The organism is Streptomyces sp. NBC_01214, assembly GCF_026340975.1.
Lineage (GTDB): Bacteria > Actinomycetota > Actinomycetes > Streptomycetales > Streptomycetaceae > Streptomyces.
In genome coordinates this window covers 1,058,179-1,072,463 of sequence record NZ_JAPEOS010000003.1, presented here as the reverse complement: position 1 = coordinate 1,072,463, position 14,285 = coordinate 1,058,179, and the positions used below count along the sequence as shown (strand labels likewise).

At 74.2% G+C, this 14,285-nt stretch carries 9 protein-coding genes and 2 pseudogenes; 6 read left to right on the top strand and 5 right to left on the bottom strand.

Going from position 1 to position 14,285, the window contains the following annotated elements; genetic code table 11:
* Nucleotides 1-73: 73 nt before the first annotated feature.
* Nucleotides 74-1,342 (bottom strand): molybdopterin molybdotransferase MoeA, encoded by a 1,269-nt coding sequence (locus OG594_RS41150; RefSeq protein WP_266607491.1) that lies wholly within the window; start codon nucleotides 1,340-1,342, stop codon nucleotides 74-76.
* Between the two features lie 128 nt (nucleotides 1,343-1,470).
* Nucleotides 1,471-1,671 (bottom strand): annotated as a pseudogene (locus OG594_RS41145) (molybdopterin-binding protein); the annotation flags it as partial.
* A 370-nt stretch (nucleotides 1,672-2,041) separates the two neighbouring features.
* On the opposite strand from OG594_RS41145, the gene modA reads away from it, so the two are divergent.
* The 3 genes and pseudogenes from modA to OG594_RS41130 all read left to right on the top strand — a co-directional run bounded on the left by modA (nucleotide 2,042) and on the right by OG594_RS41130 (nucleotide 6,373).
* Entirely contained in the window at nucleotides 2,042-2,875 is an 834-nt protein-coding gene (gene modA, locus OG594_RS41140) for a molybdate ABC transporter substrate-binding protein (protein ID WP_266607490.1), read from the top strand.
* On the top strand, nucleotides 2,872-4,803 hold the full coding sequence (locus OG594_RS41135; RefSeq protein ID WP_266607489.1) for an ABC transporter permease: 1,932 nt from the start codon (nucleotides 2,872-2,874) through the stop codon (nucleotides 4,801-4,803). The genes modA and OG594_RS41135 overlap by 4 nt, the downstream gene beginning before the upstream one ends.
* Nucleotides 4,804-5,768: 965 nt before the next feature.
* Nucleotides 5,769-6,373, top strand: a pseudogene (locus OG594_RS41130) (class I SAM-dependent methyltransferase).
* A 16-nt stretch (nucleotides 6,374-6,389) separates the two neighbouring features.
* On the opposite strand, the gene OG594_RS41125 reads toward OG594_RS41130, so the two are convergent.
* Entirely contained in the window at nucleotides 6,390-7,889 is a 1,500-nt protein-coding gene (locus OG594_RS41125) for a DUF6056 family protein (RefSeq protein WP_266607488.1), read from the bottom strand.
* A 409-nt stretch (nucleotides 7,890-8,298) separates the two neighbouring features.
* Between OG594_RS41125 and OG594_RS41120 the strand changes: the two genes are divergently transcribed.
* Nucleotides 8,299-9,798: a hypothetical protein gene (locus tag OG594_RS41120; protein WP_266607487.1), complete on the top strand. Its 1,500-nt coding sequence runs from the start codon at nucleotides 8,299-8,301 to the stop codon at nucleotides 9,796-9,798.
* 92 nt (nucleotides 9,799-9,890) lie between these two features.
* Here OG594_RS41120 and OG594_RS41115 read toward each other — a convergent pair whose 3' ends face one another.
* Both OG594_RS41115 and OG594_RS41110 read right to left on the bottom strand, forming a co-directional pair.
* Nucleotides 9,891-10,328: a hypothetical protein gene (locus OG594_RS41115; protein WP_266607486.1), complete on the bottom strand. Its 438-nt coding sequence runs from the start codon at nucleotides 10,326-10,328 to the stop codon at nucleotides 9,891-9,893.
* A 201-nt stretch (nucleotides 10,329-10,529) separates the two neighbouring features.
* Entirely contained in the window at nucleotides 10,530-12,671 is a 2,142-nt protein-coding gene (locus OG594_RS41110) for a PIG-L family deacetylase (RefSeq protein WP_266607485.1), read from the bottom strand.
* 598 nt (nucleotides 12,672-13,269) lie between these two features.
* Here OG594_RS41110 and OG594_RS41105 point away from each other — a divergent pair.
* Nucleotides 13,270-13,440, top strand: coding sequence for a hypothetical protein (locus OG594_RS41105; protein ID WP_266607484.1), 171 nt, complete (start codon nucleotides 13,270-13,272; stop codon nucleotides 13,438-13,440).
* A 155-nt stretch (nucleotides 13,441-13,595) separates the two neighbouring features.
* Nucleotides 13,596-13,853 carry a DUF6221 family protein gene (locus OG594_RS41100; protein ID WP_266607483.1) on the top strand — a complete coding sequence of 86 codons (258 nt, stop codon included), beginning with the start codon at nucleotides 13,596-13,598 and terminating at the stop codon, nucleotides 13,851-13,853.
* Nucleotides 13,854-14,285: the final 432 nt, after the last annotated feature.

The window sequence follows — 14,285 nt, the reverse complement described above, 5'->3', positions numbered from 1 at the left end:
CCGACCGGCAAGCCCTCCCCCAGGGCTGGTGGAGACCCAGCTCATGGCCCACGCGCCGGCCGTCAGGCGGCCGTCAGGCGGCCGTCAGGACCAGGGGCGCCGGAGCGCCGTCCGTCCAGTCCGGGGGGATCGCGGCGAGCGCGTCGCCCACGGCGGCCCCCTGGAGGTAGGCGGCGCGGTGCCCGTCGGCGATCCTCGCCCGCCCGCCGTCCCAGGCGACCGGTACCAGCCGGGTCAGTCCTGGGGCGGGCCGCGCCCGCCCGTGCACCGGTACGCACGGCAGGGGGCCGAGGGTACGTCCGGACAGGCCCGCGATCAGGGGGCCGAGCAGGGTGCGGGCGGCGACCAGGGCGGCGTACGGGTTGCCCGGCAGCCCCACCACCCAGCGGTCCGGGGCCAGTTCGGCGAGCAGCATCGGGTGGCCCGGCCGGCAGGCGACCGTGTCGACGACCATCCGCGCCCCGGCATCGTCCAGCAGCCGGCGCAGCTGGTCGGTAACACCGACGGAGGTGGAGCCGGTGACCACGACGATGTCGGCGCCCCGCACCGCGTGCACGGCCCCGGCGAGCCGTCCGCTCGGCCGGTCGGGGACGTACCGCACCTCTTCGGTCTCGCCGCCGAGTTCGGCGACCAGCGCCGGCAGCAGCGGTCCGAGGGCATCGCGCACCCGCCCCGGTCCCGGAACTCCCGCGTGCTCCAGCTCGTCCCCGGTGACCAGTACGCCGACCCGGGGGCGCGGCCGCACCGGCAGGGTGTCGTGGCCGCACGAGGCGGCGAGTCCGAGCAGCGCGGGACCGATCCCGGTGCCGGCGGGGGCGAGACGGCGGCCCGCGGGGGCGTCCTCGCCCGTCCGCCGGATGTGCCGGCCCGGCGGCGGCAGCGGGCCGGACACCCGACCGTCGCCCGTGGTCACCGCCGACTCCAGCGGCAGCACGGCGCGGGTACCGGCCGGCACCTCGGCCCCGGTGGAGATCTCCACGCACTCCGCCGCGCCGAGCACGCCCGCCCAGGGCGCGCCCGCGCGGACGGCGGCCCGTACCCGCCAGGGGCCGGTGCCGGACACCGCATAGCCGTCCATCGCGGCCGTGTCGAAGCCCGGGAGCGGCTGCAGGGTGGGCAGGCCGGCGGCCAGGGTGAGTCCGGCGGCGTCGCGCAGGGGCACCGTACGGGCGGGCAGCGGGCGGGCCGCGCCGTGGGCCAGGACCCGGGCCCGCGCCCAGGACACCACCGGGGGCCGTGCCGCGGCCCGGAGCGCGGCGGCGGGGACCGGGGCCGCAGCGGGGTCGGGCGTGGGCACGGGCGCGGGGGCGGGTACGAGGGCGGGTGCGGTCGTCGGAGGCATGAACACGACTGTCGACCCGGGGCGTTTCCGGATCCCCCCGGGAGGATTGCGGTTGCGCTCCGATCCGCTCACCTCCCGCGTCTCGCGGGTGTGAAGCTCGCGAGCACGCCTGCGGGCGGGAGGGGGGATCAGGCGGCGGCGAGGGAGATCTCGGTCGACTTGATCAGGGCGACGACGGAGGTGCCGGAGGCCAGGCCGAGGGCCTCGACGGCGTCCTTGGTGATCGCTGCGGTCAACTCGCCGCCCTCGACGGAGACCTTCACCGAGCCCATGGCGCCACCGGTCGCGACGTCCGTGACGGTGCCGGCGATCTGGTTGCGGATGGACAGGCTCATGGAAAACACGCCTCACATGGTCGGAAACGAAACCGCAAGCACTTCTGTGACCTGCGTCATGGCCGAACGTACCCGATGGAGGAGGGGGTCCGGAGCGCCCCCATATCATTCGCCAACCGATTGGACGCAACCTCCTCGCGAATTCCAGAAAGGCCCGAGGTCCTCTTTTTTCATGGGCCTTTCCCCTGCCTGAACTGGGACTTCTGACCCGGTTGGCGGAATCTGGACCTCATCGAGCAGGGGGCGACGAATTGCAGATGCCTGCCTGCCAATGGTCCATTGGCAGCAAATGCAGCACCGTTCCCCTATCTCATGCCGTGCGTGCGTGGGATACGGATGACCGGACAGGAGAACACATTCCGCCATGCGCTTCCTCCAGCACGTCCGACTGCGCCGGGCGGCCGCCGGCCTCCTCGGCGGCGCCCTCCTGGTTCCCGTCCTGGTCGCCTGCGGCGGTGGCAGCACCGGCCTCTCCGCGGCCGCCGCACCGACCGCCTCCGCACCGACCGCCTCCGCATCGGGCTCCGTACCGGCAGCGAACCTGACCGTGCTCGCCGCCGCCTCCCTCACCGACGTGTTCAAGACCATGGGCGCGGAGTACGAGAAGGAGCACCCGGGTACGAAGGTCACCTTCTCCTTCGCCGGATCGCAGGAACTGGCCGCACAGGTCAGGCAGGGAGCCCCGGCCGATGCCCTGGTCACCGCGGACACCAAGACGATGGACGGCCTCAAGGCGGAGACCGGGACCCCGACGGTGATCGCGAAGAACGAGCTCGTGATCGCCACCGCTCCGGGCAACCCCAACAAGATCGACTCCCTGAAGGACCTGTCCGATCCCCAGCTGAAGGTCGTCCTGGCCGCCCCGGAGGTCCCCGCCGGGCGCTACAGCCAGGAGGTCCTCGACAAGCAGGGCATCACCGTCAAGCCGGTCTCGCTGGAGCCGAACGTACGGGCCGTGCTGTCCAAGGTGGAACTGGGCGAAGCGGACGCCGGCCTCGTCTACAAGACCGACACGACCGCGGCCAAGGGGAAGGTCGGCGCGGTCGACATCCCGCCCGACCAGAACGCCATCGCCTCCTACCCGGCCGCCACGTTGAAGGCCGCCAAGAACGCCGCCGCCTCGGCTGCCTTCGTCCAGTGGCTGTCCTCGCCGGAGGCCCAGAAGATCCTCCAGGAGGCGGGCTTCCAGCAGCCGTGACCGAGCGCCGCACCGCCGGGCCCCGCCCGCCGCTCCTCCTGGCCCTGCCCGCGCTCCTCGCGATCGCGTTCCTGATGCTCCCGCTGGTCGGCATCCTCGTACGCACCCAGTGGAGCGAGCTCGGCGCGCACCTGACCACGCCCGGCTCCCTGGAAGCCCTGCGGCTCTCCCTCGTCGTCTCCTTCTGGGCGCTGGGCCTCAGCCTGGTCATGGGCGTACCCCTGGCCTGGCTGCTGGCCCGGATCGACTTCCGCGGGAAGACGGTCGTACGGTCCCTGGTGCTGCTGCCGATGGTGCTGCCGCCGACGGTGGGCGGTGTCGCGCTGCTGCTCGGCTTCGGCCGGCGCGGTCTGCTGGGCCCCTTCCTGGACGACGCCTTCGGCATCACCCTGCCCTTCCACACCTTGGGCGCCGTCGTGGCGGCCACCTTCGTGGCGATGCCGTTCCTCGTCATCAGCCTCGAGGGGGCCCTGGGCGGGCTGCGTCCGGGCTACGAGGAGACCGCGGCCTCCCTCGGCGCCACCCCGCTGCGGGTCTTCTTCACCGTCACCCTGCCGATGGTGGCCCCCGGCCTGATCGCCGGAGCCGCCCTCACCTGGGCCCGGGCGCTCGGCGAGTTCGGGGCCACGATCACCTTCGCCGGAAACCTGCCCGGCGTCACCCAGACGCTGCCCCTCCAGGTCTACCTGCTGCTCCAGGACGACCCCGAGGCCGCGACCTCGTTGTCCCTCCTCCTGCTCGTCGTGGCGATGGCGGTCCTGGTCGCCCTGCGCGGCCGCTGGACCTCCGGCCACGCGGTACGCGACACCCACCACGCGACTCCCGCCGAGGACCCGGTCGCCCGGGCGCCCGAGCCGGACGCGGACGCACTCGCCCCGTCCGCGCCCGCCGGCCGCTGGTCCCTGCACGCCGAGGTCACGGGCTTCAACGAGCTCACCCTCGATGCGGAACCCGGCACCACCATCGCCGTGGTCGGCGAGAACGGCGCCGGCAAGACCACCCTGCTGCGCGCCCTGCTCGGCCTCACCCCGCGCGCCCACGCCGAACTGCGGCTCGGCGACACCGACGTCACCGCCCTGCCGCCGCACCGGCGGGGCGTGGCCTGGGTCCCCCAGGACGGCGCGCTGTTCCCCCACCTCTCCGCGCTCGGCAACACCGCCTACGGCCTGCGCGCACAGGGCGCAGGCCGCGCCGAGGCCCGCTCCCGGGCACGCCTGTGGCTCGACCGGCTCGGTGTCGGCCACCTCGCCGAGCGCAAGCCCGCCCAGCTGTCCGGCGGCCAGGCCCAACGGGTGGCGCTGGCCCGGGCGCTGGCCGCCCAGCCCCGCCTGTTGCTCCTGGACGAACCGCTGGCCGCGCTCGACCAGACCACCCGGGCCCGGGTCCGGCACACCCTGCGCACCCACCTGGCCGGCTTCGGCGGGGTCTGCCTCATCGTCACCCACGATCCCGTCGAGGCCGTCTCCCTGGCGGACCGGGTCCTCGTACTGGCCCACGGCCGGGCCCTCCAGGACGCGCCGCCCGCGGAGGTGGCGCGCAATCCGCGTTCGCCGTGGGTGGCCCGCATGCTCGGCCGCAACGCGTGGCCGGGGACGACCACGGTGGACGGGCTCAAGCTGGTGGCCGGCGGGTCCGTCGTGGTGGCGGAACCCGTGGCGGAGGGCTCCGAGGCCCTGGCCATCGTCGCGCCCGAGGCCGTCTCCCTCCATCGCGACCAGCCGTCCGGCAGCCCGCGCAACGTGTGGCCCGGAACCGTCCGTGAGATCACGGCGGCGGGCAGCCGGCTCCGGGTCCTCGTCACGTCACGGGCCGCCGCCGACGTCGTCGCCGAGATCACCCCGCAGGCGGCCGCCGACCTGGCGATCGCCGACGGCACCGCGGTGTGGTGCAGCGTCAAGGCCACGGAGATCACCCTCGTACCCCTGTGATGGTGCGATGCTCCGAGCGGCAGCGCTCATGAGAACGGGCACATACCACGAGAATCGAGCGATGCACCTCGTATATGCCACTCACTCTGGCTTGTTCACCTCGTGGATGATTAACTGCCTCCAGGCAGGCCGCTTCGGTCCGCCTCCGTGTCCACGTCCAGTCGCCCTGCCGGGTCGACCTCGACCGAACGACACGCGCACCGGCCCCGTGACGGTCGAGCGGCTCTCGCCGCCATGGGGAACACCGGCAAAAGAGGCCCCTGCCCGCCGATCGCGGTGTTCGGTACGCGGGGGCCCCTTTACGTTCCCGCCGACCGTCACGGACCGGAGCGCCTCTGGCACATGCGGTCCCGATGTGGGCATGCTTGCGCAGATACAGCCCGGAACAGCCGCTCCGGCTCGAATGTAAGGACTGAGGTATGGCGGTGGTCGTCGTGCAGCCCGCGGCCGGGCATGCTCCCAGTGCCGTGAGCAGGGTGCTCGCCGCGGCGGATCTGACCTCCCGGGCCGTCCCGCTCGCCGACGGTGCCGGTCCCTGCGCCGACCTCGCCGGGGTGGAGGGCCTGATCGTCCTGGGCGCCGCCGATCCCGGCCTGGTCCGGGAGGCCCTCGCCGCCGAGGTGCCCGTACTGGCCCTGGAACCGGGAACCCGACTGCTGGTGCGGGCCGCCGGCGCCGCCCCGGGAGACCGCCCCGCCACCGCCCCCGACCGGCCGCCGGTGGAACTCACCCGGGCCGCCGGCTCCGATCCGCTCTTCGCCGGGGCCACCCGGCCCTCTCCGGGCCTCCGGCCGGCTTGCGACCCCCTGGAACTGCCCGCCGACGCCGTGGTCCTGGCCTCCTGCGACGGGTACCCGGAGCAGGCGTTCCGGATCGGCACCAGCGCCTGGGGCGTCCGGTTCCTGCCGCAGGAGCTCCCGCTGGACCCCTGGGGTGAGCAGCTCCTGGGCCGGTTCGCCACCCTCGTGGCCGCCCGCGCCGAACACACCGCCACCCGGGCCTTCTTCACCCGCCGGGCCGACGCCTGGGAGGAGCGGTTCGCCTACCAGACCCCCGCCTACGAGGCTGCGGTCGCCCGGTTGCGGCTGGCACCCGGCGGGCGGGCCCTCGACCTCGGCTGCGGCACCGGGCGGGCGATGCCGGCGCTCCGGGCGCAGGTCGGACCCCGCGGCCAGGTGCTCGGCGTCGACCTCACCCCGGCCATGCTGGCCGCCGCCGCCCGGCACGGCCGCGCCCGCCACGGATCCCTCCTCGCCGCCGACTGCACCCGGCTCCCGCTGGCCGGGGCGTCCGTGGACGGCATCTTCTCGGCGGGTTGCTCGACCACCTCCCGGACCCGGCCGCCGCCCTGCGCGAATGGGCCCGCGTCAGCGCGGCCGACGGCGTCCTGCTGCTCTTCCACCCGTCGGGCCGCGCGGAGCGCGCCGCCCGGCACGGCCGCTCCCTGGACCCCGACGACCTCCTCGCCGAGGACAACCTCCGCCGTGCGCTGGGGACCACGGGGTGGCACCTGGAGGAGTACGAGGACGCCGCCGGTCACTTCCTGGCCCGGGCGGTGCCGCGCGGCTGAGCCCGTACGACCGTGCTCAGAGGCGGTGGATCCGCTCGATGCCGTACCAGTTCGAGACGCAGGCCGCGACCCAGTCCCGCTCGTAGGCGGAGGTGAAGAAGGGTTCGGCCAGGCTCCCGATGTGCAAGGGGTGGTACCCGAGGTCGGTGGCACCGGCCGCGGCTTCGGTCCGGATGCGGAAGTTCTGGGCGTCCCAGGCCACCGCGCGGGTGACCGTGGCCGTGGTGAGCTGCTTGACGCTCGGGACGAGCACGGCCAGCGAGGCCAGCCCCAGTCCGGCCGCGACCACGATGCCCGCCGGCAGGGCCACGGCGGCGGCCCCCCGGCGCGCCAGGTACCGGCGGGCCCACACCCCCAGCAGGACGCCGTAGGCGCACAGCGCCAGTTCCATCGGTACGAGGTAGTTCGTCCAGGTGCGGGCGTACGTCCACCCGGTCGGTCCGTAGCCGCTGCGCAGCCCCACCACCACGGCGAACGATCCCAGCACCACCACGAGCACCGGCAGCAACAGGAGGGCGACCAGCATCTTCCGCGGGACGGCCCGGCCCGACTCCCGTTTCCCGGGCGCGGGCACGGGCGCCGCGAGCCCGGCCCCCAGGCCCAGCAGGAGGCCGACGGCGGCGGCTCCGAGGTAGGCCCACTGGCCGGTGACGGTGTCCCACATGTGGAGCCAGTCCTCGTAGGTGCCCCGGAGTTCGCCCGGGGAGAGCATGGACTCCTTGGCCGGCTGCTGGGCGCGCCGCCACCGGGCGCCGGGGGACGTGGTGAGCACGATCAGCCCGCAGACGACCCCGGAGCACCAGAGCAGGCACCAGGTGAACGGGTGCCAGGTCCGCGCCAGCTTCAGGCGGGGCACGGCCAGCAGCCCCACGCAGGCCGCGAGGAGTCCGCTGACGAGGGAGAACGACTCGCTCAGGGTGCCGATCGCGAACCCGATGAGGAACGCCGCGGCGAAGCCGCCCGCGCGCACGGCGGCCCGGGGTTGGCGGACGGTCCAGATGCCCAGCAGCAGCGCCCACACTCCGATGACGCTCGGAACGGTGTGGGAGATCGTGGCCGGTGCCCACAGCAGGACTTGATAGCTGCGCGTGCCGCCGTAGTAGATCACGGCCTGGACGGCCAGGGAGGCGGCGACCAGGAGCAGCACCGGGGGTTTCACGCCGAGGCACCGGAAGAACTGGATCCCGAGCAGGACCAGGCCGACGGTGAAGGCGACGGCGATGACGGTCGGCAGGATCTTCATCCCTGTGAGTCCGTCGCCGTAGACGATGCCGCTCAGGAAGGCGTTGGTGATCCGGCCGTTCTGGGTGGCGTAGAAGTCGTGCGTGATGCCGAGGACGCCCAGATCGCGGGACTTCCATGCGGCGCACCAGTCGTCCGAGGTGGGCCGCAGGTAGAGGCCGAGGAAGCAGCCGACGGCGATCAGGGCTCCGGCCGCCGCCACGAGGGAGCCGCCCGCGACCGGCAGGAGCCTGCGGACGAACCGGCGGTTCCCCTCGGTCGAAGCAGTGCTCATTCACCAGTCCTTCGCAGCGGGGTGCGGCCGGACCGACTTCCGACGGCTCGTGCGCCTGCCGGTTCCGGTGACACCAATGTGCACGGTTCACCGCAGACCGGCATCCGAGAGGAGGGCCGCCGGGGCCGGGCCCGCGGGCCTGCTGCCGTGCGCCACCGGCGTCTCCTCCCCCGCCGCGGCCGCAACTCCGTCGCGCGTCGGTTGCTCCGTCCGTTGCCGCGTCCGTTGCTCCGTCCGTTGCCGCGTCCGTTGCTCCGTCCGTTGCCGGGGGCGGGGACGGACGGCCCCTTCGGGCCCTTCCCCTCCCGTCACCCGGGCGGCGGGCATGTCGTGGCGGGCTCCGCACATCCGGCCCACGATGGGTGCCCCGGGGGCCCGCGCGCTCGGAAGCCCGACAGAAGGAGTGGCGATGCCCGCTGCCCTGCTCGTCCGCTGGGCGGCCGTCGTGGCGTCCCTCGCGAGCGTCGCCCTCCCGGTGTGCGTCGTGGGGAGCCCCGCCGGCCGGCCCTCCGAGGAGGAGCGGCCGGTGTTCTTCGTCCGGCCCCTCGGACACCAGAGCCACGGCGACGCAGAGGGCCGCTACGCGCCCCTGTCGATGCTCGTCACCCCCACCATCGGCCTCCTCGCCAACACCACCGCCGTCGAAGGCGTCACACCTGCCGTCGCCGGGGGAGCGCGGTACGTCGAGCGGAGCCACGTACTGCGCCTGCTGTCCGGCCGGTGGAGGTACCTCCCCGTCGGCCGGACGGCATCGGTCGTGGCGGCCCCGGAGGACCCGACGGCACGACTACAGATCGCGGAGAGCCACGACTGGCTCGCTGCCGGCCGGGTGCCCGGCAGCACGGCGGCCCAGCGCGCGGCGGCCGAGCGGGCCCTGCTGGCCATGCGCGCCCTGCTGCGGCCGAACGGGGCCATGGCGGCGGGCTGGACTCCCGGCTGGATGTACTCCTGGCCGCGCGACTCCAGCTTCGCCTCCGCCGCGTTCGCGCACACCGGCCACGACGCCGAGGCCTACCGGATCCTGCGCTATAGCGCCGCGACCCAGCGCAAGGACGGCACGTGGGACGCGCGGACGGAACTCGACGGATCCGGCCCGCCGGACAGCAGGCGGTGGCAGCTCGACGCCAACGGCTGGGTCCCCTGGGCCACCTGGCAGTGGTACCGGACGGCGCCTGCGGCCACTCGCCGCGCCCGGCTGACCGCCCTCTACCCGATGATCCGCAAGGCCGCCGACCGCTCGGCGGCCTCCCTCGGGCCGGGCGGGCTGCCTCCGGCCTCCCCGGACTACTGGGAGGTGATGACGACCACCACGAACATCGGTACGGCCGCACCCCTGCTCGCCGGACTCCGCGCCGCCGCGGACCTCGCCGACGCGCTGGACCGGCCGGGGGACGCGGCCCGCTGGTCCGGCGCCGCCGGGCGGCTCTCCGCCGGGATCTCCCGGACGTTCGCCCCGCTCGGCTATCAGCGCACCGTCGACGGACAGCACGGGCAGGACAGCGCGGTGGCCTTCATGGCACCCCCCTTCAACACGGCCCCGGCCGACCTGCCCCGGGCGCTGGACACCACGTACAAGGCGCTGCTGCTGCCCAACGGGGGGCTCACCCCCGGGAACGATCCGACCGCGCCGTGGGGTGCGAACGCCTGGACCCCCAGCACCTCGTTCTTCGCCCTCGCATGGGCGGGCACCGGGCAGCCGGCGAAGGCCCGCCGGGTCCTGGACTGGGTCCTCGCCAAGCGGAACCCGCTCGGGGAGCTGCCCGAGAAGGTGGACCGGGCGGGTAGGCCCTCGTCGGTCGCACCGCTGGGCTGGACGGGCTCGATCGTCGTCCTCGCGCTGGTGGCACTCGACGGCGGGGGGCTCCCCACCCCACCCACCCCCGGAGGCAGTAGCGACGTGGCCCCGTAGCCCTTTCATCCCTTCGGCCCCTTCGGCCCCTTCAGCCCCTTCAGCCCCTTCAGCCCCTCGACCTTGCGGCCCTTGCGAGCTGCGGGGCCGCTTCAGACCGGGTCCGTTCCGTCACCGGGCGGCGGAGCGGTGCGCAGCCGCTCCAGCTCGTCGAGCAGCCGCTGGTACGCGAGCTTCTCGGCCGCCACCGCGCGCGCGAGGGGGAGGTGGTGCGGATCCTGCCGGGACCGGGCCTCCTCGGCCGCGGCAGCGCGGAGCTCCCGCGCCCGGTCCAGTTCGTTCATCGCCGCCACGGTGCCGACATCGAGCAGTTTGTGCTCCAGGACCTGGGCGAATGCCCGCTCCGTCGGCGCCGTGAGCCGGTCGAGGTCCTCCGCGCAGCTCTCCGGGGTCTCCGTCGGCCCGCAGGCCCCGTCGACATCACGGTTGAGCGATCGCAGGCTCTTCCCGAGTTCCGGGTACCCCCAGTCGGGCGCTGTGTCGCCGCCGCAGCCGGCCACCAGGGCCGTGCAGGCGGTGAGGGCGGCCACGGCGCGCCTCGTTGCGGGTCCTGCGCACATGCGTCGGAACGAGATGAGAGGAGGGGTCATGGAAGCCCCGATCGCCCGTTGGTCCGAGTGCGGCCGCCCCGGCTGCGCGAGCTGGTCCGGCTGCCATCCTCGCCCGCGCCCCTCCGCCCTGCCACCCGGCGGCCGGGGGCGCCGGGGCCGCGGGTGGAGCTGCGGCGCAGGTCACCGCGGGGGCTGTCCCCCGGCGACGGTCGTGCCCGGGCGGCCGGCTTGCGCGAGCGTCCAGGGCTGGACGGCCCGGTGCCACGGGGCGGGGGTCCGGCTGCCGGGCAGGGTTGCGCCGCCCGAGGGGACCGTCGTGATGACGTGCAGGTCGGCGTCCAGGCCGAGCGCCGCGGCGACGGCCGTACCGGCCCCCTCGGCCACGCCGGCGGGGGCGCCCGTGTACAGCATCTGGGACTCCTGCCAGGGCTGCGGACCGCCGGTGGCCGCCACGCCGACCGTGCCCGCGCCCGCCCGGCCCGCGAGCAGGTCGCCGGCGATGCCCACGGCACCGTAGCCGCCCAGGCCGCCCGCCTCGGCGACCGGGGAGAACTCCGGTGCGGGACCGCCCGCGCGGGCCAGGCTCGTGGCGACGGTGCCGATGCCGGGCCGGCGGAAGAACAGGCGGACGCCGTCGCCCTCCGGACGCACCGAGAGCGCGCCCGTCGTCTGGGGCAGCCCGGTCGGGACGGGGCCGGCGAACGGGGCGCCCGGTGCCGGCTGGACCCAGGCCAGCACGGACCCGGCGGTGGCCGCGTACACGTGGCGCCGCCCCGACCCGTCGGTCGCGGTGACCGGATCGCCCTGGAGGCCGGCGCCGCCCAGGGCCTGCCACCCGCCGAAGTCGCCGCCCGGGGTCTCCTGGGCGCGGGCGCGCAGCGTCCGGCGGGAGTCGCGGACGTAGACCGTCATCCGTCCCTCGGGGTCCACGGCGACGGACGGGCCGCTGATGGCCGAGGTGCCGGACCTGTCCACGGCGTCCGGGGTGCCCAGCGACCGCCACGGGCCGAATCCGCCGTCGACCTCGCTCTGGACGGCGTAGACGACCTCCCGGCCGTACTCCTCGGGCGTCGCGCCCAGGGTGGTGCGGGTGGCGAACACGCCGATCCGGCCGTCCCAGAGGCGGACGGCCGCGGCCCCGGAGTCGATGCCGTCGCCGGGCAGGAACTCGGGGCCCTGCCAGAGGGCCTGCGGGCCGCTGCGCGACCAGTACGCCATACGGCCGTCCAGCGCGGCGAAGGCCCACAGCCGTCCGGAGACGCCCTCGGTCATCCAGGAGGTGCCGTCGCCGCGGCTGTAGCGGATGGTCTGGCTCCAGCCGGCGCCGGTGGGCCGGGTCGCGGTCTTGCGGTCGCCGCATCCGGCGGGGCTGCCGCACCAGTCCTGGTGGTCGGTCCAGGCGTAGGTCTTCAGGTAGCCGAGCTTCTCCTCGGCCGTCTGCGGGTCGAGCGTCGGGGGCAGCGAGCTGTTCGGGTAGCTCACGTAGTTCTGGACCGAGAAGTGCGGCCGGGCCGTGGTCTTGGCGTAGCGCTCGACGGCGGCCTGCACGAAGCGGGCGCCGTACATGTGGTCCTGGTGGTCGAGGAAGGCGCCGCCGCCCTCCGCCCGGCCGGGGGTCGGGTCCTGCGTGCGTATCGTCGTCGGCCGGTACGTCTCGAACACGCCCGCGATGGCGGCCACGGTCTGGTCCTTGGTGTAGGAGAACCAGTCCTTGACCGGGGTCCCGGAGGTCAGCTGGGCGCCCAGGGCGGGGGTCCGGCCGTCCCACAGGCCACGGAGGCTCTCCGGGTTGTCCCCGGAGATGCTGCGGGCTTCGCGCAGCTCCATCCACACGAGGTTGACCTGGGGCCGGGCGACCAGGACGTCCACTTCGGCGCTGCCGCCACCGGCGGTGGGTACGGACTTGCGCTGCCAGGCGCTGGCGCGGTCGCCGGTGGCCATCTGCGCGTAGGCGGCGCGTATGCCGTTCTGCCGGGCCTCCGCGTAGGCGGCGCGGTCGGCGGGGCCGGCGGCGTCCTGCAGGTGCGGGCTGTGGGCCTCGTTCCTGCCGTCGGACTCGCCGGAGGTCAGGTAGACGGTGGTGACCTTGATGCCCGTCGATATGGAGCGGCTGAGGTCGGGGTTCATGAAGAAGAGGTCGTCGTCGGGGTGCGCGACGACCTGGAGGGTGGCGCCCTCGGTCACGCTCGGGGTGACCACCGCCTCGGGGGCGGCCTGCGGGAGCTCGGTCCCGTTTCCATAGGCCCAGGCCGTCACACCGGCGGTGCCGACGGAGAACGCGGCGAGCAGGGCCGCGAGTCGGGTGCGGCGGGCCAGGGACATGTACAGCGCCTTGGGGGTCGGTCCGGTGCGGCGATCCGCCTGGGAAGTCGATCGGTGTCCCGATGGCTCCACTGCTTCCGGAGACGACCGGGGCCGATTATGGCCCGGCCGTTCGGGACTGACACACCATCAAGTCCCATATGACCACAAAGGGAGTTGTGACAGAAAAGTGCATTTTGTCCCTTTTGGTAGTCCATGCGTAGTTGACTAGGAAAACCGGCCGAAACCGATGTATGTGCTGGCCACCTGCAGGTTGTCGGGGATCGGCGGGGCCGTCGAGCGCACCGGCCCCTTCACCACCGACCCCCACAAGTGGCGCATTCCACACCTCGGCCGACCGGCACCGACCGCCATCCACAGGCCCCGGCAGTGACGCGGCTCTCACCGGCCGACGGGTCGACCGAGAGCGACGGGGCCGGCACGTCGTCGTGTGGGACGAGGCCCTGCGGCCCGACGGATGGACCCCCGCCGAGGCCGCCGGCCCTGCCGTCCTCCCCGGCCTGGAGCCCGTGCCGTCGTCATCATCGAGCCCCTGGCGCACCTGTCACCGCGTGAGCCGCTCGACCGGCGGCCGACGGTCGTCGGGGCGCGGACCCTGGTGACCATCGTTCCCGATGCGGAAGCGGTACGGGCGTTCGGGCCCGACCTGGACGACCGGGCGAACTGGGCAGCGGCCCACCGAGCCGGCCTCGCCCAGGCGCCCGCTGCCGCCGAGCGGCTGCGCCCCGTGTGGGAGCCCGGATCCGGTCCGGGTGGCTCCCAGGTATGAGACCGCGGACCGCTCCGAAGAGTGATGACGCCGAGTCACAGGAAGTGGGACTCTCAACGTGTCAGACGAACGAACGACGGGAGCGATCGATGCGACGAGGGCGCAGGTGAGCCCCTCCCCGCGCAGGCGGGAAAGTGGCGCTGGAAGATGAGCACATGGACGACCTTCTGACGTTCCTCATAGCGCGCATCAATGACGACAACCATGCCTACGCCTACGTGTCCGAAACGATGGGCGGCGAGGCCCTTCTCGACAGCCATCTGCCGATGCTCGACCTGACCGAGCAGTTGGCCCACGAGTACCGGGCCATGGATCCCGCCGACCCCCGTGCGGCCGGCCTCGGATACGCGATCCGAGTCCTCGCCCAGTCGTACGCCGGGCATCCCGCATATCGCCAGGAATGGCGCCCTTAAGCCCGCCTTCAGGGAGATCGGACACCCCCCAGCGTGCTCAACCCGGTACGCGGGGATGCGGCTGAGACCACGACGCGGCTCGCAGCGATGCGGTCCGTCCGTCCCCCAGGTCAGCCGTGGTCCTCCCATCCCGCCTTGCAGAACCAGGCCTCGCTCACCACGGTGTCCCCGGCTCTGAGGGATACCGGCCGTGCCGAGCCGCCGGCCCGATGCCCTCCAGCGGTGTCCGGTCCCAGGGACCGGCCGGCAGCGCACGGGTGATCACCGTGTGTGGCGCTGGCCCCCCGATCAGGTCGATGTCCCGCAGGCGCACCAGCGCCTTCCCGGAGTCCGGCTCCACGTACGGCAGGGCGGCAAGGCGGCAGGGCAGCAGGACGGCAGAGGAACCGCATCGGCGCCGGGCCAGCACGTTCGCGGCCGTGCCCGAACCGG